The organism is Nocardia neocaledoniensis, from assembly GCF_003182135.1.
In the GTDB taxonomy this organism is placed as follows: Bacteria; Actinomycetota; Actinomycetes; order Mycobacteriales; family Mycobacteriaceae; genus Nocardia; species Nocardia neocaledoniensis.
Window position 1 is genome coordinate 14,784 of record NZ_QGTL01000016.1, and the last position, 24,186, is coordinate 38,969.

The following is a 24,186-nucleotide window of genomic DNA, read 5'->3' on the forward strand; positions in this document are numbered from 1 at the left end:
CGTCTACTCCTCGCTGAGGCTGTCGAGCAGAGTCGAATCGGTCAGCATGCCCTGGGTGTAGAGCTCGAGCGCCGGAAAGGTGATCTCTTCGGAGAGTTCCCGAATCGCCTTGCGGTAGTCGAGCTTTCCCTCGCGCTGACTTCGCATCTGCAGATAGAGGTTCATGGCTCCGACATGGCAGAGCACGATGTATCTGGCCCGGGCCGCGGGGTCGCGACTCGGTTTGAGCTGACCTTCCTCGACCGCGGTCTGCATGTATTGCTCGGCGTCGGCGATCATGTGCTCGAGCAGCGATTCCGCGAGCGAGCCGCCGGCTTGGAAACTGCGCAGCATGTAGGCCACGAGTGGGGCGTACATCTCGATCTCGGCCATCGCGTTGAGCATCCCGGTGGGACCGGACGAACGGATGACGCGCAGCTTCTCGTCGCGGATGATCTCGAGCACGCGGTCGTCACAGGCGGCGCGCAGGCCGTCCTTGGAACCGAAGTGATGGTTCACCAGGCCGGGTGAGACGCCGGCCGCCGCGGCGATCGCCCGGACGCCGACCCCGAAACCTTGGTCGCCGAACAGGTCGATCGCGGTATCGCGAATGCGGGCCGCGGTCGTCAGATCAGGGGAGGGTCCTTGCGGTACGGGCTGTTGGCTGAACACATGTTCAATATACTAAACGAGTGTTCAATCGGCGAGCAAGGGGTCGGCGCGGGTTTTGTGACGCGAGTTTCGTCGGCGCCGTCACCGGCCCGGTCGGGGCTAGTGTCGGGGGTATGGCTACCGGCACAACGACGACGGCAGAACATCTCCGCGCAGCGCTGGACGGACCGTGGCGCGCGCTGCGAGACCAGGCGCGAGCCCAGCTCGCCGACGAACGCTTCAGCGGCGACCCGGAACTCGACATCCACGCGGCCAGGGCGCGCGTGCTCGACCAGATGAAGATCATCGCGACCCTCGGCTACCCGGAACGCGGCTTCCGGTCCGAGCACGGCGGCACCGGCGATCCGGGCGGCGCGGTCACCAGTCTGGAGATGCTGGCCTACGCCGACCTGTCGCTGTGGGTGAAATCCGGTGTGCAGTGGGGACTGTTCGGTGGCGCGGTGGAGAACCTCGGCACCGAACGGCACCGCGAGTACATCAAGCGGCTGATCTCCCTGGACCTGCTCGGCTGCTTCGCGATGACCGAATCCGGGCACGGCTCCGATGTCGCGAACCTCGAGACCACCGCCACCTACGATCCGGCGACCCAGGAATTCGTGGTGCACACCCCGACCCCGTCGGCGCGCAAGGACTACATCGGCGGTGCCGCGGTCCACGCGCGGATGGCGGCGGTGTTCGCCCAGCTGATCACCGGCGGCGAGAACAAGGGCGTGCACTGTCTGCTGGTGCCGATCCGCGACGAACTCGGCGCCGACCTGCCCGGCGTCACCACCTACGACGACGGCCTCAAGGGCGGTCTGCCCGGTGTCGACAACGGCCGCATCGTCTTCGACCAGGTCCGGGTGCCGCGGGAGAACCTGCTCAACCGGTACGCCGACGTGGCGCCGGACGGCACCTACACCTCCGACATCGAGAATCCCAGCCGCCGCTTCTTCACCACCCTCGGCACCCTGGTCCGCGGCCGGGTCAGCGTGGGCGGCGCCGCCGCGGCCGGTGCGCGCGTCGCGCTGAGCATCGCGGTCAGATACGCCCTGGCGCGGCGCCAGTTCGCCGACCCCGACACCGGCGCCGAGACGCTGCTGATGGACTACCGCAGCCACCAGCGCAGGCTGCTGCCGCTGGTCGCGAAGTCGTTCGCGCTGGCCTTCGCCCAGAACGACCTGGTGCGCCGGATGGACCTGATCCAGTCCGGGCGCGAAACCGACCCGGCCGCCCAGCGCGCCCTGGAGAAGCGCGCGGCCGGCCTGAAGGTCGCCCAGACCCGCCACGCCACCCGGGCCATCCAGGAGTGCAGGGAGGCGTGCGGCGGCGCGGGCTATCTCACCGAGAACCGCCTGGTGACGCTCAAGGCCGACACCGATGTGTTCACCACCTTCGAAGGCGACAACGTCGTGCTGACCCAGCTGGTCGCGAAGGAACTGCTCACCGCCTACTCCGACGAGGTCCGCGACCTCGACGCGCTGGGCTGGGTGCGCTTCGCCGCCACCATGGCCGGTGACGTGGTGCGCAAGCAGACCGGTGTGCGCCAGCTGATCCAGACCCTGCGTGACCGCTCCGACGAGTCCGTCGACGAGGGCGACCTGTCCAAGCGCTCGGTCCAGTTGCAGCTGTTCGCCGATCGCGAGGACTACCTGCTGCGCACCGCCGCGCACCGCCTGCGCGCCAGGGCCGCCGACACAGGCCCTTTCGAGGCGTTCAACAACGCCCAGGACCACATCCTGGCCGCCGGCTCCGCGCACATCGACCGGCTGGTGCTCGAGGAATTCGTCGACGGGATCGCCGAGATCGAGGACCCCGAGGCGAAGGAGCTCGCCGAAACCGTCTGCGATCTCTACGTGTACGCGACGCTGGAGGAGAACCTGGCCTGGTACATCATGCACCGGTTCATGTCGGTGGAGCGGGCCAAGTCGGTGCGGCGCGGCGTGAACGAACTCGTCGACCGGCTGCGCCCGGACGCGCTGACTCTGGTGGAGGCTATGGGCGTGCCAGAGACCATGCTGCGCGCCGAAATGCTGCACGACGCCAGCGTTTTCGACCGCACCTAGTCGTCGCCGGCCCGGGTGCGCGGGCGGGCGAGCAGGCACAGCCCGATCGCCATGGCCGCGGCCGCCGCCGCCCCACCGAGCACGTCGGTGGGGTGGTGGTAGCCGAGTTCGACCATGCCCGGGGTGATCACGAGCATCGCGAGCACGGTGAGCGCCGCGACCACGATCCGCGCCGTCGTGCTCGTGATCAGGCACGCGAAGGTCGTCGCGACCGCCACCAGATGGACGGTGTGCCCGCTCGGATACGCGAGGTAATCCTCGATCCGCCTGTCCCACAACGGTTTCAGCAGCCAGGTGTTGACCGCCAGGATCACCTCGGGCACCACCAGCATGGTCGCCGCACGCCGCCACTCCCGCCGTGCGGCGAACCACGCGCAACCGCACAGCAACAGCAGCAGGACCACCGGGCCGTCGCTCGGCGCGACGAGGACTTCGGCGGCGCCGGGGGAGAGCGCGGACGCGACGGGCTCGGCGATCGTGGTGTCGAACGCGGTCGGCCCGCCGTCGTCGGGGAAGGTCAGGGGCAGCGCGACCGTGACCGCGGCGCCGGCACCGATCGCCGTCGCGCGGGCCACGGTGACCGCACGCGCGGGAGCCTCGTCGAACACGCCCCGACGGTAGCGGAACCGCTCAGGCCGGGCCGTAGGTGAGTACCGCGGTGACCATGAACCACAGCACCCACACGATCGCCACGATCATGCCGATGGCGAGGGTGATCCGCAGGAACGCGCGACCGAAGTCGAGATCGCCGCCGACGCGCGGATAGAGCTTCCACGGGCTGTACCAGGGCGCGACCAGACCGCGCGACTGCAGCTGCCGTTCGAGCTCGGCCTGTTCCTCGGCGTACTGCTCGGCTTGCGCCTGGGTGGGGCCGCCGTGCCAGAGGGTGACATCGATCGGCCCGAGGAAACCCTCGTTGAGCAGATCCTGCGGGGCGGGCAGATACGGCAGGATGCCCAGGCCGCGGAACGCGATGGCGATGTCGTTGGCGGTCCAGCGATTGTGTTCCTTCTCGGCCAGCACCTCGAAGTACCGCTCGAGCCGGTGCGGATCGTCGGTGACGATCACGTCGAAGCTCGGGTCGCTCCAGCCCTGGTGCACATCGATCTGGGCGCCCGGCTGCGGCACGATGACGCCGAGACCGTGCACCGCGCGCTGCCCGAGCCCGCGCGCGGCCAGATAGTCCTGCAGCGCGAAGGTGTGTTCCCGTGACCGTTCCAGCGGGGTCGACTTCTCCCCGCCCGCGAACTGGGCCGGCTCGCCGGAGACCATCCACGGGCCGTTGAGTGGGATCTCCAGCACGCCGTCCTGCGCGACGGTGAAGGTCTCCGCCTCGATCACCACGCAGCTGGTCGGCGTCCACACCACCGCGTCGAAATGGTGCAGCCGGTCGTCGTGGAACAGGCTGCAGTTGATGGTGGCGACACCGTGCGGGCTGGCCGGATCCTTCCAGGTGCGCAGCCAGTCGATCAGTGCGAGCTCGGCATCGGTGCCTGCCGCGTTCTGCACGCGCACGAGCATGGGGACCGCCCTTCTGGGTCGTTGGCGCCGCGGGCCGAGAACCGTTGGCGTACATCGTAGCTCGATGACCGGCCGATGCCGGTCAGGACCGGCGTGGCGTTCAGCTCGGCTCGGCCTCGATCCGGCCCGCGTCGACCGCGGCGACCAGCTCGGCGTGGTCGGCCTCGGTCCGGTCGGCGTAGCGCACCGCGAAGGCGGCGATCGCGTCGTCGAACTCCTCGCCGTCGTCGTCGAGATAGCCGGCCAGGGTGCGCGGGTCGAGCGAGCGCGCGTGCGCCCGCGCCAGCAGCGCGCCGGCGAGCCGCCCGTAGTCGTCCAGATCGTCGGCCGACAGCCCCGCCGGGTCGATGCTGCCCTTGAGATTGCGGAACTGGCGCACGATCACCGGGATCTGCCGGTCCAGGTGCAGCGTCGACCAGCCGAGCAGGATGTCGGTCTCCGATTGCACGCTGCGCGCCCCGACCACGATCCGCTCGCCCTCGTGCCGGGGCGCGGCCGGCGGGAGGAAGGGGGCCAGCGAGGACGGATTGGCCTGCTTGACCTGCAGGACCAGCGACTCGCCGTCGTTGCCGTGCAGCAGCGCGACATAGCTGTGCAGGCCCACGCTGCCGGTCCCGACGATGCGGAAAGCCACGTCCGAGACCGCGAACCGGGCCAGCAGATTGCGGCGCGACTCGCGGATGGTGCCCGCGTACCGTTCCAGCCCGTCGATCACCGCCTCGGCCACCCGCTCGTCGACGGCGGTCAGGATCGGCGGATCGCTGACGAAGCGATGCTTGCTGATGTCGGTCTCGTGGTCGTCGAGCTGCTCGGTCCACTTCGCCACGACCTTGGCGCTGGTGTTCTTGCGCGCCTTCTTCGCGGCCTTCTTGAAGTCGTCGAGCAGGTCCTCGGCCTTGGCCTCGGTGAGGATCGACTCGTCGTGCATCGCGGTCCACGACTGCAGGAACGGCATCTCGGCGAGGTCGGCGGCGGTGCGCCGGTAGGACTTGGCGGCGTCGCGGGCGGCGCGCAGGCAGTCGTCGGCGTCGGCGCCGCTCTCGCGGCCCGCCAGCACGAGGCTGGCCGCGAGGCGCTCGAGGTCCCATTCCCACGGTCCGAGAATCGTCTCGTCGAAATCGTTGATGTCCATGACGATCTCGCCGCGCTGGGTGCCGTAGAGGCCGAAGTTCGCGGCGTGGGCGTCACCACAGATCTGGGCGGGCAGGCCGCTGTCGGGGCCCGCGGCGAGGTCGGCGGCCATGAGTCCGGCGGCGCCGCGGAAGAAGGTGAACGGCGAGGCGGCCATGCGGCCGATCCGCAGCGGGATCAGCCGGTCGATCCGGCCCGCGTTGCTGGCCTGGACGAACTCGAGCACCGTCGGCCGCCGCGGGCTCTCGGCGGCCCGGTCGCGCGTGCGCACCGGCACCCTGGCACGGGCCGCGCGCCCGCGTTCGCGTGCGTCCTCGGCGGAGACGTAGGAGCGCAGATCTATACCACTGTCGGACACAACCGCCCAGGTTAGCGGTCAGCCGGGGGAATCGGCACCGCGAATCGCCCGGCGCAGGCGCGCGCCTGCCGGATTTCGGCGTGTGCGGATGGCGCGGGTGGGGGTCGGTGCGGTATGCAGGGGCGTGGCAACCGAATCGGGAACGCCGGACACCAACGACACCACACCGGGTGGCGTGTTCAGCGACCGCATCCTGACCGTGCCCAACGTGCTGAGCCTGCTCCGGCTGATCGGTATCCCCGTTTTCCTCTGGTTGATGCTGGTCGAGCGGGCCGACGGCTGGGCGTTCGCCTTGCTGATCGCCAGCGGCTTCACCGACTTCCTCGACGGGAAACTCGCCCGGCTGCTCGACCAGTCCTCGCGCCTGGGGGCGCTGCTCGACCCCCTCGTCGACCGGCTATACCTCGTGACGACGCTCGTGGCGTTCGTCGCACGTGGGCTCATCCCGTGGTGGATCGCGGTGATCCTGATCGGCCGCGACCTGGTGCTCACCCTCACCCTGTCGGTGTACAAGCGGCGCGAGCTGCCCGCACCGGAGGTGATCTACCTCGGCAAAGCCGCCACCTTCGCGCTCATGTCCGCGCTGCCCTGGCTGCTCACCGGGGAGATGGACTGGGCGGGGGCGGGTTTCGGCTGGGCCTTCGGCTGGGCACTGCTGATCTGGGGCACCGCGCTGTACGTGTGGACCGGGGTGCTCTACGCGGGGCTGGCGGTCGCCGTCGCGCGATCGATACCGCCTGTGCCGCACCGTGGGAGCTAGTCGATACTGTTGCGTGCAACGTTCACGACGAAAGGACGTCCTGTGACCCGGACCCCTGAGGATCTGCGCTACACCGAGGAGCACGAATGGGTGCGGCGGACCGGCCCCACGGCGGTTCGTGTCGGCATCACCGACTACGCCCAGTCACAACTGGGTGACGTCGTGTTCGTCCAACTGCCCGACGTCGACAAGGAGGTCACGGCGGGCGAGAGCATCGCCGAGGTCGAGTCGACCAAGAGCGTGTCCGACATCTACGCCCCGCTGGGCGGCAAAGTCGTTGCGGTGAACGAGGATCTGGTGTCCGCGCCGGAGACGCTCAACTCCGATCCCTACGATGAGGGCTGGCTGTTCGAGCTCGCCTTCGACGATGCGGCGGCGCTGGATTCCGCCCTCGCCGAACTGCTGGATGCGGCGGGTTATCAAGGAGTTATCGGGGGCTGAAGCAGCCTTCACAGTTCTCCCTGCACGGGCACGCCCCGGCAGGGTACGGTCAAAGCCAAGCGGATACGTCGGGGAATCGACGCCGGGATCTTTTCCTGGCGATGGGATCGCGCCGGTCGTGTCGCCGGAATACAGCACCTGCTTGCATGGATAATCAGGTTCGAGGAGGAGAGAAACGGTGAGCGAGAACAGGGACCCGGGTTACGGGGAGACCGCGGCCGAGACGACGTCGGTCTTCCGCGCGGACTTCCTCAACGAGGTCGACGCGTCGCGCTCCGGAGAGCCGACCGGCGAACAGCCGGTTCAGGGCGTCGAGGGCCTGCCGGTCGGCGCGGCCCTCCTGGTGGTCAAGCGCGGCCCGAACGCGGGCTCGCGTTTTCTGCTGGATCAGCCGACCACCTCGGCCGGCCGCCACCCTGACAGTGACATCTTCCTCGATGACGTCACCGTCAGCCGTCGGCACGCGGAGTTCCGTCAGGACGACGACTCGTTCCAGGTCGTCGATGTGGGCAGCCTCAACGGCACCTACGTCAACCGGGAGCCGGTGGACTCCTCGGAGCTGCAGAACGGCGACGAGGTCCAGATCGGCAAGTTCCGGCTGGTCTTCCTGACCGGTCCGCGCGCGCAGGCGAACGAATCGGCGTCGGGCGCGGGGTCGCGATGACCCCTACGGTGCTGGAGTCCGCGAAGGGCGCAGTGCTGTGACTGGGGCGGCGCAGTGGGCGCGCGGAGGAATGTCGATCGGCTCCGTGCTCGACCTGTTGCGCCCAGATTTTCCTGACATCACCATCTCCAAGATCCGGTTCCTCGAGTCCGAGGGCCTGATCCGGCCGGAACGCACGCCGTCGGGGTATCGCCGCTTCTCGGTGGCCGACTACGAACGGCTGCGTTTCGTGCTGACTGCGCAACGCGATCAGTACCTGCCGCTGAAGGTGATCAAGGAGCAGTTGGAAGCGATCGACAGCGGCGCGGCGACGCTGGGCGTGCGTGAGGCGCGCGCCCGTGCGCATTCGCGCCACGGCGCCGCGGAGGCCGGGTCGTCGGTACCCGGCTCCGCGCGCTCCGACAACGGCGACGCCGCGGCCGAACCGGCGCCGCCGCGCCGGCTCGGGGTGGTGCCCGGCGAGATCACGCCCGAGGAACTCCGGGTGGAGGTCGCGGTGCGGCTCACACGCGCCGATCTCCTCGAGAAGGCGGGCATCGACGACCGGTTCCTCGACGACCTCGTGCGCGCGGGCCTCATCGTGCCCGGCGCGGGCGGCTTCTTCGAATCCGACGCGGTGACGCTGGCCAACGCGGCCAAATCGATGGCCGAATTCGGGCTGGAGGCCCGGCATCTGCGCGCGTTCAAGCTGGCCGCCGACCGTGAGGCGGCCCTCGTCGCCCAGATCGCCGCGCCGATCGCCAAGAGCCGCGACGCCGACGCGCGGGCCAGGGCCGAGGAGACCGTCCGCGAGCTGGCGGCGCTGTCGCTGAACCTGCACGCGGCACTGGTGAAGGCGGCCGTGCGGGCCGCGCTCGGCAACTGACACACCCGGGCGCCGGATCCGGTATCACCGGAGCAACACGCGGATTTCGGCTCGATCGTCCTCGTTGCGCGGCCGGGAATTCGCCTAGACTCGTGGGTACGGCGAGCGGGGCAAGCGGTCGTGCCCGTCGGTGGCGAGTATTGGGAGGACAGGATGAGCGAGGTGCAGGCGTGAGTGAGATGCGCGTCATCGGCATCCGTGTCGAGCAACCACAGAACCAGCCCGTGCTGTTGCTGCGGGAGGCGGCGGGCGAGCGGTACCTGCCGATCTGGATCGGACAGGCCGAGGCCACGGCGATCGTGCTCGAGCAGGAGGGCGTCACGCCGATCCGTCCGCTCACCCACGATCTGATCAAGATCCTGATCACCGAACTGGGGCACACCCTCAAGGAAGTGCGGATCGTGGATCTGCAGGAGGGCACCTTCTACGCCGATCTCGTCTTCGACGGCGACCTGCGGGTCTCGGCCAGGCCGTCGGACTCGGTGGCCATCGCGCTGCGGGTCGGCTGCCCGATCTTCGCCGAGGAGCCGGTGCTCGCCGAGGCCGGGCTCGTGATGCCCGACGAGCGCGAGGACGAGGTGGAGAAGTTCAAGGAGTTCCTGGAGTCGGTCTCGCCCGACGACTTCAAGGCCACCGACAGCTGAGTCACATCACGATCTTCTAGACCTGAAGTAGAGGTCGAGGGAATCGCCGCGTGCGGTGCTTGGTGCGACAACCCTGCGCGTCCGACAATGGCAGGAGTAATCTCGAAAGTCGGGCAACATCCGTCGTGACTCCGGTACTTCGAGAACGTCGGCAGAGCAAGGAGTGGTCAGTGGAAGAGCAATCGCAGGATGTGGTGCAGCCTGGCTTGTTCCCGGACGACTCGGTTCCGGACGATCTGGTGGGCTACCGGGTGCCGAGCGCGTGTCAGGTCGCCGGCATCACCTACCGCCAACTCGACTACTGGGCCCGGACCGGGCTGGTCGTGCCGTCCATCCGGGGCGCCGCGGGGTCGGGGAGTCAGCGGCTGTACTCGTTCAAGGACATCCTCGTCCTCAAGATCGTGAAGCGGCTGCTGGACGCGGGCATCTCTTTACAGAACATCCGGATCGCGGTCGATCATCTGCGCAGCCGGGGCGTCCCTGACCTGGCCGGGATCACACTGTTCTCCGACGGCACCTCGGTCTACGAGTGCACCTCGCCCGAGGAAGTCGTCGATTTACTGCAGGGCGGGCAGGGCGTCTTCGGCATCGCGGTCAGCGGCGCCATGCGGGAACTGACCGGAGCGATCGCCGACTTCCCGGCCGAGCGGGCCACGGCCATCACCGACCGCCCGGAGGACGAACTGTCCTACCGGCGCAAGGCGCGGGAGAACCGCAAGACCGGCTAGTCCGGACGTGACGAGCGCTACACCCCCGGCGCGCCCCTGGTGGCGCGGCCGGGGGTTTGCTGCCTCTAGACTCGATGGTGCGTCGCCGCCGTGCGGGAGAGTCCTGGGTTCAGCCGAGTCCGGGCGCCGAAGGAGCAGCACCTCCCCGTCAATCTCTCAGGCAACAGGGACCGCACGGTGATTCGACGCCTCTGGAAAGCGGTGGCATCCGGCTGCCCGCCCACGGGGAAAGGGGCACGGCCGCCTGCGGTCGGGTCACCGAATCTCTCAGGCGCCACGACAGAGGGGGAGGGCTGGAACCCGTCGACCGCGTGGTCGACCCGCCCGACCTTGGAGCAGCCGTGACCCGTTCGTTCGCCGACCGCCACATCGGACCCGATTCCGGCGAGCTCGCCCGGATCCTCGAGACCGTCGGCGTCGACTCCCTCGACGCGCTGGCGACCACGGCACTGCCCGCCACGATCCTCGACGAGTCCGGTCTCGGCGCGCTGCCCGCGCCCGGCACCGAGCACGAGGTGCTCGCCGAACTGGCCGCGCTGGCGCACGCCAACACCGTCGCCACCTCGATGATCGGCCTCGGCTACTACGACACCCTCACCCCGCCGGTGCTGGTGCGCAATCTGCTCGAGAACCCGGCCTGGTACACCGCCTACACGCCGTATCAGCCCGAGATCAGCCAGGGCAGGCTCGAGGCGCTGCTCAACTTCCAGACCATGGTGTCGGACCTGACCGGCATGGACGTCGCCAACGCCTCCATGCTCGACGAGGCGACCGCCGCCGCCGAGGCGATGACGCTGCTGCGCCGCGCCGGCAAGTCCAAGTCGAACCGGCTGGTCCTCGACACCGACCTGTTCCCGCAGACCAAGACCGTTATCGGCACCAGGGCCGAGCCGCTTGGCATCGAGCTCGTCGAGGCCGACCTGTCCGCCGGTGTGCTGCCCGAGGGCGAGTTCTTCGGTGTCATCGTGCAGACCCCCGGCGCGTCCGGCCGGATCGTCGACCACACCGCGCTGTTCACCGCCGCCCACGAGCGCGGCGCGCTGGTGGCCGCGGGCGCCGACCTGCTGGCGCTGACCCTGATCACCCCGCCCGGTGAACAGGGCGCCGACGTGTGCTTCGGCACCACCCAGCGGTTCGGTGTGCCGATGGGCTTCGGCGGTCCGCACGCCGGGTATCTCGCGGTGCGGACCGCGTACGCCCGGCAGCTGCCGGGCCGTCTGGTCGGCGTCTCGGTCGACGCGGACGGCGCGCCCGCCTACCGCCTCGCGCTGCAGACCCGCGAACAGCACATCCGCCGCGAGAAGGCGACCTCCAACATCTGTACCGCGCAGGTGCTGCTGGCCATCGTCGCCGCCATGTACGCCAGCTACCACGGCGCGAACGGCCTGCGCGCCATCGCGCGCCGGGTGCACGGGCACGCGGCGGCGGTCGCGGCCGGGCTCGGCGCCGCGCTCGTCCACGACACCTTCTTCGACACGGTGCTCGCCCACGTGCCCGGCACCGCGGAAGCCGTTGTCGCGAAAGCGAAGTCGCAGGGCATCAACCTGCGCCTGGTCGACGCCGACCATGTCGCCATCGCCTGCGACGAGGCGACCACCGACACCCACGTCGCCGCGGTGATCGAATCCTTCGGCACCGCGCAGGCGCCGGAGTCCGGCGCGGGCAACCAGCCCGCCACCATCGAGACCCGCACCTCGGACTACCTCACGCACCCGGCCTTCACCCGCCATCACACCGAGACGGCCATGCTGCGCTACCTGCGTTCGCTCTCGGACAAGGACATCGCGCTCGACCGCAGCATGATCCCGCTCGGCTCGTGCACCATGAAGCTCAACGCGACCGCCGAGATGGAGGCCATCACCTGGCCCGGGTTCGCGCGCCTGCACCCCTTCGCGCCCACCGAGGACGTGCCGGGCATCCTGCAGCTCATCGGTGACCTCGAGCAGTGGCTGGCCGAGATCACCGGCTACGACGCGGTGAGCCTGCAGCCCAACGCGGGCAGCCAGGGCGAGTACGCGGGTCTGCTCGCGATCCGCCGCTACCACCTCGATCGCGGCGACGACCACCGCGACACCTGCCTGATCCCCTCCAGCGCGCACGGCACCAACGCGGCCTCGGCGGCCATGGTCGGCATGCGGGTCGAGGTCGTGAAGTGCCGGGAGAACGGCGACGTCGACCTCGACGACCTGCGCGCCAAGATCGCCGACCACGCCGAGCGGCTGGCCTGCATCATGATCACCTACCCGTCCACGCACGGCGTGTACGAGCACGAGATCGCCGAGCTGTGCGCCCTGGTGCACGACGCGGGCGGTCAGGTGTACGTCGACGGCGCCAACCTGAACGCGCTGGTCGGCCTCGCCCGTCCGGGCCGCTTCGGCGGCGATGTCAGCCACCTGAATCTGCACAAGACCTTCTGCATCCCGCACGGCGGCGGTGGCCCGGGTGTCGGTCCGGTGGCCGTCCGTTCCCATCTGGAGCGGTACCTGCCCGGTGACCCACGCGAGGCCGGTTCACACGCGGTCTCGGCCGCTCCCTACGGCTCGGCCTCGATCCTGCCGATCACCTGGGCCTACATCCGGATGATGGGCGCCGAGGGCCTGCGGTCGGCGACGCTGACCGCCATCGCCTCGGCCAACTACATCGCCCGCCGCCTCGACGCCTTCTTCCCGGTGCTCTACACCGGCGAGAACGGCATGGTCGCGCACGAGTGCATCCTCGACCTGCGCGAGATCACCAAGCGGACCGGCGTCACCGTCGACGACGTGGCCAAGCGCCTCGCCGACTACGGTTTCCACGCCCCCACCATGAGCTTCCCGGTGGCGGGCACGCTGATGGTGGAGCCCACCGAGAGCGAGAACCTGGAAGAACTCGACGAGTTCATCGCCGCGATGATCGCGATCCGCGGCGAGATCGATCAGGTCGCCGCCGGCGTGTGGCCGGTGACCGACAACCCGCTGCGCGGCGCCCCGCACACCGCGGCCAGCCTGGTGGGCGACTGGGATCACCCGTACAGCCGGGAGGTCGCGGTGTTCCCGCGCGGGCTCGGCCACACCCGGCCGAAGGTGTGGCCGCCGGTGCGCCGCATCGACGGCGCGTTCGGTGACCGCAACCTGGTCTGCTCGTGCCCGCCGCTGGACGCGTACGAGGACTGATCCGCCGCCGAACGGGCCCCGCCGACGAGGTGTCGGCGGGGCCCGTTCGCGTCCGGCCTGCTAGTCGCCTACGGGGAGGGTGGCCAGCGCCGCCGCCGCGTCGGCCGCCCGGCGGGCATCCGCCGCGGTGACCGGCTCATGGGTGATGAACAGCCGATGGAACACCGGTGCCACCGCCATCCGGATGATCTCGACGGCATCGACGCCGGGATCGAGTTCACCCCGGGCGACAGCCCGTTCGACGATCACGGCCGCGTCCCGATGCCTGGCTTCGTAGAACGCGCGCAGCGCCGCCGCGGCCTGCGGATCGTGCATGCCGGCGATGATGAACGCGGTGGCCAGGGGAGCGGCCTCGGGGTCGTCGAAGCTGTCGCGCAGCAGCGCGGTGAGCCCGCGCAGGTCGCCGACGAAGTCGCCGGTGTCCGGGATCGGCCACGCCTGACCCAGCGCCCGTTCGAGCGCGTCGGCGACCAGGCCTTCCGGTCCTCGCCAGCGCCGGTAGACGGTGGTCTTGTGGACCCCGGCCCGCTGGGCGACGGCATCGATCGTCAGGCCGAGGTATCCGTGTTCGGCGAGCTCGGCCACGGTCGCGTCGAGCACGGCTTCGCGCACCCGCGCGCTGCGGCCGCCGGGACGGCGTTGCGGTTCCAAAAACAACTCCTGTTGCGTTAGTGGCGAACTATTGCTAGCTTAAAGCTACACGAGTTGCGATTGGAGTACTGCTTGGCCACTCAGATGACCTTGCGCGCGGTGTCGAAGTCCTACGCGGACCGGCCCGTGCTGGATGGCGTGACCGCGACGATCCGGCCGGGTGAGCGGATCGGGATCGTCGGCGAGAACGGGTCGGGCAAATCGACCCTGCTGCGGCTGCTGGCTGGCGTCGACCGACCCGACGCCGGGACGGTCACCGTCTGCGCCGACGGTGGTGTCGGCCATCTCGCGCAGACCCTGTCCGGCGTCACCGTCGCCGACGCGATCGACGACGCCCTGGCGGAGTTGCGTGAGCTGGAACGCGGCCTGCACGCCGCCGCCGAGGCCCAGGACATGGACCGCTACGGCGACCTGCTCACCCGGTTCGAGGCGCGCGAGGGCTACACCGCCGATGCCAGGGTGGAGGCCGCCATGCACGGCCTCGGCCTGGGCGCGATCGCGCGGGACGGCTCGCTCGACAGCCTTTCCGGTGGCGAACGTGCCCGCCTCGGACTGGCCTGTCTGCTGGCGGCGTCCCCGGAGGTGCTGCTGCTGGACGAGCCGACGAACCATCTCGACGAGCACGCGCTGACCTGGTTGGAGGAGCGCCTGCGCACCCATCACGGCACCGTGGTCCTGGTCTCGCACGACCGGGTCTTCCTGGACCGGGTGGTCACCGCGGTGCTCGAGGTCGCCGACGGCGGGCTGACCCGCTTCGGGGGCGGCTACAGCGGTTTCCTCGCGGAGAAGGCCGCCGCCCGGGTGCGCTGGGAACAGGACTACGAGCAGTGGTGCGCGGAGATCGCGCGACTGGAGGAGTTCGCGACCGGCACCGCCCAGCGGGTGGCGCACGGACGCGCGATGAGTGACAACAACAAGATGGCCTACGACCGCAACGCGGGCCGGGTGCAGAGCTCGGTCGCCTCGCGGGTGCGGCAGACCGCCGAGCGGCTGCGCCGGTTGCGCGCCGATCCGGTGCCCCGTCCGCCCGAACCCCTGTGTTTCCGTGGGCATTTCGTTACGACGGGCGCACGGCCGGAATTCCGGATCGGGCCGGTGACACTGGGCGCCCGCGGCAGGCTGCTCATCCACGGCCCCAACGGCGCGGGCAAGTCGACCCTGCTCGACGCCCTCCACGCGGACGCGCCAGGACGGGTGGGCTACCTGCGTCAGGAGGAACGCTTCGATCCGGAGCGCACGGTCGTCGAAACCTACGGTCTGGGCCGCGCGGCCCTGCTCGCGACCGGACTGTTCGCGCCCGAGCTGCTCGACCGGTCGGTGGGCACCCTGTCGGAAGGGCAACGGCGCCGGTTGGCGCTGGCGAAAGTGCTGGCGGGCGAACACGATCTCCTGCTGCTCGACGAACCGACCAACCACCTGTCGCTGACGCTCGTCGACGAGGTGGAGCGCGCGCTGCACGACTACCGTGGCGCGGTGGTCGTGGTCTCGCACGATCGCGCGCTGCGCCGCCGCTTCCGCGGAATTCAGAAGGGAATTCAGGACTTTGGCTGAGATCACAGAAGTTGTCGAGGTGCCCGGCGCGCCGTACGGGGTGACCCTCGGCCCGGACGGCGCACTCTGGTTCACCCTGGTCGCGCAGGGCGCGATCGGGCGCTACAGCGACGGCGACGTACGCACTCATTCGCTGCCGCAGGCGGACGGGCACCCCACGGTGATCGTTCCCGGACCGGGCGAGGCGCTGTGGTTCACCGAATACCAGGGCGACCGGCTCGGCCGCATCGCCACCGACGGCACGGTGACCAGCGTGCCCGCGCGCGGCCCCTACGGTGCGTGCACCGGTCCCGACGGCGCGCTGTGGTTCACCGAACTGGCAGCCGGGCGGGTGTGCCGACTGGGCGCCGACGGATCGGTGACCGGTGTCGCGGTCGACGGGATGCCGTCGATGATCACCGCGGGATCCGATGGCGCCCTGTGGTTCACGGTGAACCAGGGCAATGCCGTCGGTCGCGTCGACCTGGACCTGAAACTGACTGTGCACCCGCTGCCGACGCCGGCCGCCGCGCCGGTCGGCATCGCCGCCGGGCCGGATGGCGCCCTGTGGTTCACCGAGATCGGCGCGGGCGCGATCGGCCGCATCACCATTGATGGCCACGTCACCGAATTCGCGCTGCCGGACCGCGACGCCCGCCCGCACGCGATCGTCAGCGGTCCCGACGGTGCGCTGTGGTTCACCGAATGGGGCAGCGGCGCACTCGGCCGCCTGTCCACCGACGGCCAGTTCGACCACCTCTCGCTGCCGGGCGCGGAGCCGCACGGTCTCACCGTCGACGCGGTGGGCCAGTTGTGGGTCGCGATGGAATCCGGTGCGCTGGTGCGTGTTTCACCGCGCTGACGGTGGCATCGTGACGTGGGGCGGCGGTCGGCCCCGGCGGACCCCCGGATCGTCCGGCGGGTGGGCTCCACCCTGTCGCCTCGTCAGCGGTCAGGGTGTCGTGAGCGCCTTGACGACCGCGGTGCCGAAGCCGAGGTCGTTGCTGGTGGGCAGGCGGGTGTAGGTGCCGCCGGTCTGGGTGGCGACGGTCTGCAGGGTCTGGGTGCCCTGGCCGCCGATCACGATGACGTCGACCCGGACCGGGGTCTTCGCCGACGTGGCCGCGGTGATCTGCTCGATCAGCGCCGGACCGGTGAGGGTCGAGTCGTCGTCGGGCCCGTCGGTGATCACCAGGATCGAGTTGGTGCGACCGGGGGAGTAGGCCGCGACCGCGGCGCGGTAGGCGGCGAGCAGGCTGGGATAGGCCTGGTCGGTGCTGTTCTGGGACGCCTTCACACTCGTGACGGCCGAGCCGACGGCAGTGCGCTGGGTGTCGCTGAGCAGCGCGGTCGGCACCTGCACCTTGTACGGGTCGGCGCCGGCGAGGTTCTTGCCGAACGTCCACAGGCCCAGCCCGAAGTCCGGCGGCATCACCGTCAGGGTCGAGGCGACCGCGGCGCCCGCGTTCGCGAGCCGGGTCGTGGAGCCCTCCGCGGTACCCATCGACGACGACACATCCAGCAGCACCGTGGCGTTCACGCCGAGCACCGGATTCGCGAGCGTGGAGCGCACCTTCTCCAGCGCCGCCTTGTCCGGGTTCGCCGGCGCGGCGCCGATGGCTGGACCGAAGCCCTCGGCGGCCACCGCACCCGCCTGCTCGGGGGCGCGCAGGAAGTCGATGAACCGCGACGCGATCAGGTTCTGCGTCTTGTCCACCCACGGACCCGACAGCAGCGCGGCCGGATAGTCGGCCAGCGGCGCCGTGCCGACGGGCCGGAAGGCGGTGAGCCCGCCGGTGCGCAGCTGCTGCTCGGTCGCGGCCACGGCGTGCACCGCGTCGCCGCTCGGGTCGGCGCTGACCGCCGCCATCGCCGAGGCGAGGTCGGCGGGTTCCTCGGCGTCGGCCGCGAGCCCGGAGATCGCCGCGACGACCTGCCCGGACCCCGCGGCCTCGGCGGTGAGCGGGTCGGTGCCCGACACCGCGCCGCCCACGGCAGCGGCCGCCGCCGTGGTGGCGTCTCCGGCGGGCAACGCCATCCGCAGCCCGCCCCAGCCCGACAGCCCGACCTCGTCGAGCGAACCCTGTTGCAGGCGAGGCAGATCCGCCCACGCGACGTGATGCTGTTCGAGGGCTTGCCGCAGCGCGTCGGGGACCGCGAGCACGATCGGGCTGGTCGCAATGGAGGCGGGCGTCCCCTCGATCAATCCGGGCACCCGGACCTGCTCGATCGAACGGCTGGAATCGGCGACCCACAGGCCGGGCTTCGCGCCGAGCGCCGGATCCCAGGCGGCGAGGTCGGCCAAGCCCGCGGCGACCGCCGCCGAGGGGTGCACCGCGACCCGCACCTGCGCGCAATGGTCGCGCACCCGCGGCTTGCTCGCGTTGAACCGATCCGCCGCGGCGCGCACCGGACCCGAGATCGCCGGATCGACGGTGACATCCAGCGCCGCCGGACCCTCGACGCATTCCGCGGCCGCGGCGTCGTCGCTGCTGGCGGCCCGATCGCTGAGCTGGAACCAGGCGAACACGGCCACGAGGACCAGCACGAGTACTGCCGCAGCGATCACCGGACCCTTGCTGATTCCCCGAGATCTGGCCGCGCTGCGATGAGTACCCACGCGGCAAGTTTAAGGACATCGATCGACGCCGTCGCACGGCGCATGCCGGTGCCTATCGCCCTGGTCACACGACGGGGCCGGGTGTCACCACGGACACCCGGCCCCACCGCCTCATTCGCGGATCACCCGGCCGCGGTCGTACTCACGACCGCCCCAGACACCGGACTGACCGGTGCGCGCCGCGTACTCGGTGCACCCCGCGAGCAACGGGCACCCGGCGCAGATCTCTCGGGCGTAGTCGAAGTCCTGCGACGGGTACGGAAACCACGCCTCGTGGTTCGGGTCGCCCCGGCACGCGGCCCGGTGCCACCGGCCCGAATCGGACAGGGTGAGCAGTTCGGTCAGTGCGAGTTCGGTGGTGGTCACGGTGCGTACTCCTTCCAGATCCGGCGCTGGGTGCGAGCCAGCGGGTCGGGGGCCTTGGGCTCCCACAGCAGCCGCATGCCCGCCTCTTCGGGCGTGCGGTCGGCCTTGCTCGTATTGCAGGGCCCACAGCAGGCGATCAGGTTGCCCCACGTGTTCGGTCCGCCCCTGCTGCGCGGGCGGATGTGGTCGACGGTTTGCGCCCAGCTGTCGCAGTAGCCGCAGCGGTGCTTGTCCCGGCGCAGGACCGCGGCCAGCGTCGCGCGGCTGTCCTCGCCCACCGGAGCCAGGTGGCCCAGATAGACGTAGCGCAGCAGCCGGATCGTCTCCGGCAGGGCGACCTCGAGCCGCTGGGAGCGGATCGGGAATCGCGGAGCGCGGTCGATCACGGATTCGGCGGCGCCGCTGAGCAGCAGGGTCACCGCCCGGTCGGCGGTGATCTCGTCGAGCGCCTCGTAGCTGGCGTTGAGCACCAGCACGCGGCTGTGTATCCAGGATTCGGCGGTGGGCACCACCGGCACGACGGCATGACGAAGCGACATCGGGATCACCATGTTTCACAGAAAGAATGAGCAGAGAAAGGGAAAAGAATGCGGGCGTCAGTGCCGCGCGATCAGGAGACGACCGCTCTCGGCATTGCGCCGCGGCTTGGCCGCCGTATCGGCGACCAGCGCCGCGATCCCTGACTCATGCTGGCGCACAGGGTATTCCACGATCGTCTCCTCCTCTCCGTACTGCTCCGGCGGCCTCGCCCGGTGCGATCGGCCGCGTGGAAATCATGGTGACATATGGCGCCGGAATTGTCGGGTGATTTATTTTCGGTCGGCGGCCACGAGTTCGGCGCAGCGTTCACCGACGAGCATGACGGTGATATTCGGATTCACCGTCGTGTGCGCCGGGAACACCGAGGCGTCGGCCACCCGCAATCCCGCGACCCCCTTGACGCGCAGCTGCGGGTCCAGCGGGCTCATCGGGTCGTCGGGCGAACCCATCCGGACCGTGCCCACCGGGTGATAGACGGTGTTGTGGGTGCGGCGGATGTAGTCGGCCAGTTCGGCGTCGGAGTGCACCGACGGACCCGGATACAGCTCCCTGGCCACCCAGTCCGCCAGCGGCGCCGCGGCGGCGATCTCGCGCGCCTTGCGCAGCCCGGCGATCATGACGCGCAGATCGTGGCCCTCGGGGTCGGTGAAGTAGCGCGGATCGACCCGGGGCTTGTCCCGGAAATCGCGCGAGCGCAGCCGGACCGTGCCCCGTGACCGGGCGTGGGTCACGTTCGGGGTGAGACAGAAGGTGTTCTCCGCGGTCGAGTAGCCCTGGCGCAGCGTGTGCATGTCGAACGGGACGCTGCCGTAGTGCATCATCAGGTCGGGCCGGTCGAGGCCGTCGACCGTGGTGGTGAAGATGCCCGCCTCCCACCACTGCGTCGAGGTGCGCACCATCGGCCTGGTCGTCTCGAACCCGATCACCCCTTCCGGGTGGTCCTGCAGATGCGCGCCGACGCCGGGGGAGTCGACGAGCACCTCGATCCCGTGTTCGCGCAGGTGATCGGCCGGGCCGATGCCCGAGAGCATGAGCAGCTTCGGGCCGTCGATGGCGCCCGCGGACAGGATCACCTCGCGTCCGGCGCCGATCCTGGTGGTGCGCCCGAACGCGTTGTCGGTGAGGTCGACCCCGGCGGCGCGCCCGTTCTCGAGCACGATCTTCTTCACCCACGCGCCCGTGCGGACGGTGAGGTTGGGCCGGTCCAGGATCGGGTGCAGATAGCTCACCGAGGACGAGGCCCTGGTGCCGTCGGCCTGCCGGTTGATCTGAAAGAAGTTGGCGCCGTTGACGACCGTGCGACCGGAGTTGAACTCGGCGCGCGGAATGCCGACGGCCTCGCACGCGTCGAGCACCGCGACGCCGCACGGATCCTCCGGCGGCACCGTCATGATGTGCACCGGCCCGCCGCGACCGTGATGTTCACCCGGCGCGTCGTTGGTCTCGATCGCGGTGTAGAGGCGAAACACCGAATCCGCGCCCCACCCCGTGCAGCCGTGCTCGTGCTCCCAGGCGTCGAGGTCCTCGCGCGGCGCCCAGAATGCGATGCAGCTGTTGTGCGAGGAGCAACCGCCGAGCACCTTGGCGCGGGCGTGGCGCATGAAGGAGTTGCCGTTCTCCTGCGGCTCGATCGGATAGTCCCAGTCGTAGCCGGATTCCAGCAGCTCCATCCAGCGATCGAGGCGCAGGATCGCCGGGTCGCCGACGTCGGAGGGCCCGGCCTCGAGCAGGCAGACCGTCACGGAAGGATCCTCCGAAAGGCGAGCCGCGACGGCGGCGCCCGCGGAACCGCCACCGATGACGACGTAGTCGAACTCGGTCACTGCTGCTCCCCTCGATCGGCGAACCAGCCGGTGACGCCCGGCCGGAGGTTCTCGTAGACGTGCTTGGCCTCGCGGTACTCGTGCAGCCCGGACGGCCCCAGCTCCCTGCCCACCCCCGAATGCCCGAACCCGCCCCATTCGGCCTGCGGCAGATACGGCCCGAAGTCGTTGACCCACACCGTGCCGTGCCGCAGCCGCGCCGCGATGCGCCGGGCGCGCGCCGCGTCGGCCGACCACACGGCGCCGGCCAGGCCGTACTCGGTGTCGTTGCCGATGGCGACCGCCTCGTCCTCGGTGGTGAAGGTCTCGACGGTGACGGTCGGGCCGAACGCCTCGTCGTGCACGCACGCCATGGCGCGGGTGGCCTCGTCGATGACGGTCGGCAGGTAGAACCAGCCGTTGTCGAGGGAACCCGAACCCTGGTCGCCGGTGGCGAACGCGCCGCCGGTGCGGATCACGGCGCCCTGGGCGCGGGCCTGCTCGACATAGGCGTGCACCTTGTCGCGGTGGGCCGCAGAGATCAGCGGTCCTGTCTCGGTGCCCTCGGCGAACGGCAGGCCGAGGCGGATCTGTTCGGCACGGCGCACCAGCTCGTCGACGAAGCGGTCGTGCGCGGAGGCCTCGATCACCAGCCGGGCGCCCGCCGAGCACACCTGGCCGGAATGCAGGAACGCGGCGTTGAGCGCGTTGTCCACGCAGGCGGCGAGCCGTTCGTCGGTGTCGCAGGCGTCGGCGAACACGACGTTCGGGTTCTTGCCGCCCAGCTCGAGCGCCACCTTCTTCACGGTGGCGGCGGCCTCGCGGGCGATGACCTTACCGGTGGCCAGGCCGCCGGTGAACGAGACCAGGTCGACGTCCGGATGCGACGACAGCGGGGCGCCTGCCGTCGCGCCGGCGCCGAGCACGAGATTGGCCACGCCCGGCGGCACCCCGAGATCGTCGAGGACCGTCATCAGCAGGATCGCCGTGTGCGGGGTGAGCTCGGCCGGCTTGAGGACGAAGGTGTTGCCCGCCGCGAGCGCGGGTGCGATCTTCCACGCGGCTTGCAGCAACGGATAGTTCCACGGGGTGATCAAGCCGCAGACGCCGACGGGTTCGTAGACGATCCGGGAGTCGACATCGGGCGACCCGGCGTCGACCACCCGGCCCGCGTCCTCGGCGGCGAGCTTGCCGAAATAGCGGAAGCAGTGCGCGATGTCGGACATGTCGATGTCGGACTCGTAGGGCCGCTTGCCGGTGTCGAGGGTCTCGGCCCGGACGAAATCGGCGCGCCGATCGTCGATGGCGTCGGCGACCCGCAGCAACAGGTCGCCGCGTTCGGCGGCCGAGGTCCGGCGCCACGAGCCCTCGTCGAAGGCCCGCCGCGCCGCGGCGATGGCGGCGACGGTGTCCTCGGCGCCGGCCTCGGCCACCACGCCGACGAGGGAATCGTCAGCCGGACACCGGATGTCGCGGGTCCGGCCGGACGCCGCGCGCCGCCAGGCGCCGTCGATGTAGAGGGTCTCACTCATGGGCTGGTCCCTTCACAGTTCGCTGTCGGAGGTGTCGACGTCGCCGGATTCGGGCTCGTGGTGATCGGTGGCGGTGCGGCGTAGGTGCAGGTAGCCCAGGTGCCGCTCGTACTGGTCGAGGATGTCGCCGATCGTCTGCTCGCGGGTGTAGCCGTTGAGCGAGTACCCCTGCGATCCCTCGGACAGGTACACCTCGCAGCGGAAGTAGCGGTCACCGGCGCGTTGCGCGAGCACCGCGTAGGTCGGCGCGGGCGCCGAGACCGGGCACACCATGTACTCGAAGCGTGGTTCGTTCGCCTGGTCCACGACCAGGCGCGGCGAGGGCAGACCTTCGTGCTGCTCGGATTCGTCGACGGCGGCCGCGACGCCCATCCGGTCGAACTCCGCCGCGACCTCGCGCATCGCGGGCACGACGGTGTTGGTGACGAATTTCCTGGTCGCCGTGGGCCCGGGGTAGTGGACGGTGGCGATGAGCCTGCGCCGCCAGCTGCTGTAGTCGTTGGGTCCACGCCCCGCCGCGATCGCCTTGGGCAGCGAGGCGCGATAGCTGTCGATCTTGTAGGACTCGTTGCGCACGGCACGCAGCATGGCGATGCCGATCAGGGCAAGGACGAACGAGAACGGCAGGCCCATGATGATGGTGGCGTTCTGCAGCGTGGTGATCGAGCCACCGGCGCCGGCGAACAGCATCGACAGCGTCAGCAGGCCGATGGCGGCCGACCAGAAGATGCGGGTACTGCGTGCGCAGTCGGCCATCGGGTCGGGCAGTTTCGAGGTGAAGTTGCCCATCACCAGCGAGCCGGAATCTGCGCTGGTCACGTAGAAGAGCAGGCCGGTGACGGTGGCGATGCCGAGCAGGAAGGTGGCGCCGGGATACTTCTCGAGCAGCGAGTAGAAACCGAGTTCGGCCCTGGCCGCGGTCTGCTCGGCGAAGGAGCGGTCTGCCCTGGCGACCTCGAGCGCGCTGTTGCCGAACACCGAGATCCACATCAGCGTGAAACTGAACGGCACGACGAGCACGCCGAAGACGAACTGGCGCAGCGTGCGTCCGCGCGAGATCCGGGCCAGGAACAGGCCGACGAAGGGCGCCCACGCCACCCACCACGCCCAGAAGAACAGGGTCCAGCTGTCCAGCCAGGTCGAGGGCGCGTTCGGCGATTCCGGATTGCGTTCCCAGGCGAAGGTGTCGAGGGTCCGGTCCAGGAAGGTCGACAGGTAGTCGCCCGCGTTCTGGGTGAGCCCGTTGAGCAGGAAATCGGTGCGGCCGGCCACCAGGATGTAGATCAGCAGCGCGATCGCCATGATCACGTTCAGCTCGGACAACCGCCGGATGCCCTTGTCGACCCCCGTGGTGGCCGAGATCGTGGTGATCGCGACCGACAGCGCGATCAGCCCGATCTGGGCGGCCTTGCCCTGCGAGATGCCGAACAGCTGGTGCAGGCCGTAGTTGAGCTGGACGATGCCGATGCCCAGCGAGGTGGCGATGCCGAAGATGGTGCCGAGCACCGCGGCCACGTCGATCGCGTCGCCCCACCGGCCGTGCACCCGCTTGCCGAAGATCGGGTAGAGCGCCGCGCGGATGGTCAGCGGCAGGTTGTGCCGGAACGCGAAGTAGGCCAGTGCGCCGCCCATCAGCGCGTACATCGCCCAGCCGGTGACGCCGTAGTGGAAGATCGTCCACGTCACCGCGTCGCGCGCGGTCTGATCGGTGCCCGGCTCGCCCAGCGGCGGGCGCAGATAGTTGTAGACCGGCTCGGCGACCGAGAAGAACATCAGGTCGATGCCGATGCCCGCCGCGAACAGCATGGCCGTCCAGGAGAACAGGCTGTACTCCGGCCGCGATTCCTCCGGGCCGAGCCGGTACTTGCCGTAGCGGCTGGCGCCGAGGAAGACGACCAGCCCCAGGATGGCCGTGGCCAGCACGAAGTACCACCAGCCGAACCAGGTCGAGATGAAGGTCTTCACCTCGCCGACCACGGTCTCCGCGCTCGACGGCGAGGCCAATGCCCACAGCGCAAAGGCCAGCACGATCCCCGCGGCAAACAGGAACACGGGCAGGTTGACCGAGCGCCGGTCGGCGACCGGATGCGCCGGGACCGCCTCGTGCGCGGTCCCGGCAGGTGTTCGGTCAGTGCTGTCGTCCCCGGGTTCGCTGACACCACCCATGCCGGGAAGGCTAGTTCGT

Annotated in this window: 21 protein-coding genes and 1 riboswitch; of the genes, 10 read left to right on the top strand and 11 right to left on the bottom strand. The window is 70.1% G+C overall.

The features are described from left to right. Nucleotides 1–3 precede the first annotated feature (3 nt). The gene (locus DFR69_RS30225; protein WP_110041093.1) at nt 4–651 is read right to left on the bottom strand and encodes a TetR/AcrR family transcriptional regulator; all 648 of its coding nucleotides are present in this window, start codon (nt 649–651) and stop codon (nt 4–6) included. 113 nt (nt 652–764) lie between these two features. Here DFR69_RS30225 and DFR69_RS30230 point away from each other — a divergent pair, with 113 nt between their 5' ends. Beyond that, nucleotides 765–2,696, top strand: a complete 1,932-nt coding sequence (locus DFR69_RS30230; RefSeq protein WP_110041094.1) for an acyl-CoA dehydrogenase family protein — start codon at nt 765–767, stop codon at nt 2,694–2,696. Here DFR69_RS30230 and DFR69_RS30235 read toward each other — a convergent pair. The 3 genes from DFR69_RS30235 to DFR69_RS30245 form a co-directional block, all read right to left on the bottom strand. Continuing rightward, nucleotides 2,693–3,304 (bottom strand): phosphatase PAP2 family protein, encoded by a 612-nt coding sequence (locus DFR69_RS30235; RefSeq protein WP_244198535.1) that lies wholly within the window; start codon nt 3,302–3,304, stop codon nt 2,693–2,695. The two genes, DFR69_RS30230 and DFR69_RS30235, sit on opposite strands and share 4 nt — an antisense overlap. 22 nt (nt 3,305–3,326) lie before the next feature. After that, nucleotides 3,327–4,217, bottom strand: a complete 891-nt coding sequence (locus DFR69_RS30240) for a nuclease-related domain-containing protein (protein WP_110041095.1) — start codon at nt 4,215–4,217, stop codon at nt 3,327–3,329. A 100-nt stretch (nt 4,218–4,317) separates the two neighbouring features. Then, complete coding sequence (locus tag DFR69_RS30245; protein ID WP_110041096.1) at nt 4,318–5,706, bottom strand: DUF2252 domain-containing protein; 1,389 nt, start codon at nt 5,704–5,706, stop codon at nt 4,318–4,320. A gap of 124 nt (nt 5,707–5,830) precedes the next feature. Here DFR69_RS30245 and DFR69_RS30250 point away from each other — a divergent pair, with 124 nt between their 5' ends. From DFR69_RS30250 to gcvP, 7 genes are all read left to right on the top strand, one after another. Continuing rightward, nucleotides 5,831–6,466: a CDP-alcohol phosphatidyltransferase family protein gene (locus DFR69_RS30250; protein ID WP_110041097.1), complete on the top strand. Its 636-nt coding sequence runs from the start codon at nt 5,831–5,833 to the stop codon at nt 6,464–6,466. Between the two features lie 42 nt (nt 6,467–6,508). Continuing rightward, the gene (gene gcvH, locus DFR69_RS30255) at nt 6,509–6,907 is read left to right on the top strand and encodes a glycine cleavage system protein GcvH (RefSeq protein ID WP_110041098.1); all 399 of its coding nucleotides are present in this window, start codon (nt 6,509–6,511) and stop codon (nt 6,905–6,907) included. Nucleotides 6,908–7,085: 178 nt separating this feature from the next. Further along, nucleotides 7,086–7,571, top strand: a complete 486-nt coding sequence (gene odhI, locus DFR69_RS30260; RefSeq protein WP_110041099.1) for an oxoglutarate dehydrogenase inhibitor Odhl — start codon at nt 7,086–7,088, stop codon at nt 7,569–7,571. A gap of 70 nt (nt 7,572–7,641) precedes the next feature. Beyond that, on the top strand, nt 7,642–8,436 hold the full coding sequence (gene ftsR / locus DFR69_RS30265) for a transcriptional regulator FtsR (RefSeq protein WP_110041100.1): 795 nt from the start codon (nt 7,642–7,644) through the stop codon (nt 8,434–8,436). Between the two features lie 170 nt (nt 8,437–8,606). Next, nucleotides 8,607–9,080, top strand: a complete 474-nt coding sequence (locus tag DFR69_RS30270; RefSeq protein ID WP_019046780.1) for a bifunctional nuclease family protein — start codon at nt 8,607–8,609, stop codon at nt 9,078–9,080. Nucleotides 9,081–9,250: 170 nt separating this feature from the next. Next, nucleotides 9,251–9,808, top strand: a complete 558-nt coding sequence (locus tag DFR69_RS30275) for a MerR family transcriptional regulator (RefSeq protein WP_110041101.1) — start codon at nt 9,251–9,253, stop codon at nt 9,806–9,808. 83 nt (nt 9,809–9,891) lie between these two features. Further along, a riboswitch (glycine riboswitch) is annotated at nt 9,892–9,991 on the top strand. Nucleotides 9,992–10,149: 158 nt separating this feature from the next. Beyond that, complete coding sequence (gene gcvP, locus DFR69_RS30280; RefSeq protein WP_208644072.1) at nt 10,150–12,960, top strand: aminomethyl-transferring glycine dehydrogenase; 2,811 nt, start codon at nt 10,150–10,152, stop codon at nt 12,958–12,960. A 60-nt stretch (nt 12,961–13,020) separates the two neighbouring features. Here gcvP and DFR69_RS30285 read toward each other — a convergent pair whose 3' ends face one another. Next, nucleotides 13,021–13,611 (bottom strand): TetR/AcrR family transcriptional regulator, encoded by a 591-nt coding sequence (locus DFR69_RS30285; RefSeq protein ID WP_244198536.1) that lies wholly within the window; start codon nt 13,609–13,611, stop codon nt 13,021–13,023. 72 nt (nt 13,612–13,683) lie between these two features. Here DFR69_RS30285 and DFR69_RS30290 point away from each other — a divergent pair, with 72 nt between their 5' ends. Both DFR69_RS30290 and DFR69_RS30295 read left to right on the top strand, forming a co-directional pair. Beyond that, nucleotides 13,684–15,162: an ABC-F family ATP-binding cassette domain-containing protein gene (locus tag DFR69_RS30290; protein WP_308633283.1), complete on the top strand. Its 1,479-nt coding sequence runs from the start codon at nt 13,684–13,686 to the stop codon at nt 15,160–15,162. Next, entirely contained in the window at nt 15,155–16,003 is an 849-nt protein-coding gene (locus tag DFR69_RS30295) for a Vgb family protein (protein ID WP_110041104.1), read from the top strand. The genes DFR69_RS30290 and DFR69_RS30295 overlap by 8 nt, the downstream gene beginning before the upstream one ends. 90 nt (nt 16,004–16,093) lie before the next feature. Here the strand turns inward: DFR69_RS30295 and DFR69_RS30300 are convergent, their stop codons facing one another. The 6 genes from DFR69_RS30300 to betT form a co-directional block, all read right to left on the bottom strand. Then, nucleotides 16,094–17,761 carry a VWA domain-containing protein gene (locus DFR69_RS30300; RefSeq protein ID WP_208644073.1) on the bottom strand — a complete coding sequence of 556 codons (1,668 nt, stop codon included), beginning with the start codon at nt 17,759–17,761 and terminating at the stop codon, nt 16,094–16,096. Nucleotides 17,762–17,872: 111 nt separating this feature from the next. Beyond that, nucleotides 17,873–18,127, bottom strand: coding sequence for a WhiB family transcriptional regulator (locus DFR69_RS30305; protein ID WP_110041105.1), 255 nt, complete (start codon nt 18,125–18,127; stop codon nt 17,873–17,875). After that, nucleotides 18,124–18,666: an HNH endonuclease gene (locus DFR69_RS30310; protein WP_167456460.1), complete on the bottom strand. Its 543-nt coding sequence runs from the start codon at nt 18,664–18,666 to the stop codon at nt 18,124–18,126. The genes DFR69_RS30305 and DFR69_RS30310 overlap by 4 nt, the downstream gene beginning before the upstream one ends. 270 nt (nt 18,667–18,936) lie before the next feature. Continuing rightward, complete coding sequence (locus DFR69_RS30315; protein ID WP_110041107.1) at nt 18,937–20,490, bottom strand: GMC family oxidoreductase; 1,554 nt, start codon at nt 20,488–20,490, stop codon at nt 18,937–18,939. Beyond that, nucleotides 20,487–22,001 (bottom strand): aldehyde dehydrogenase family protein, encoded by a 1,515-nt coding sequence (locus DFR69_RS30320; protein ID WP_110041108.1) that lies wholly within the window; start codon nt 21,999–22,001, stop codon nt 20,487–20,489. The genes DFR69_RS30315 and DFR69_RS30320 overlap by 4 nt, the downstream gene beginning before the upstream one ends. 12 nt (nt 22,002–22,013) lie before the next feature. Next, nucleotides 22,014–24,167 (bottom strand): choline BCCT transporter BetT, encoded by a 2,154-nt coding sequence (betT, locus tag DFR69_RS30325; protein ID WP_110041109.1) that lies wholly within the window; start codon nt 24,165–24,167, stop codon nt 22,014–22,016. Nucleotides 24,168–24,186 lie beyond the last annotated feature (19 nt).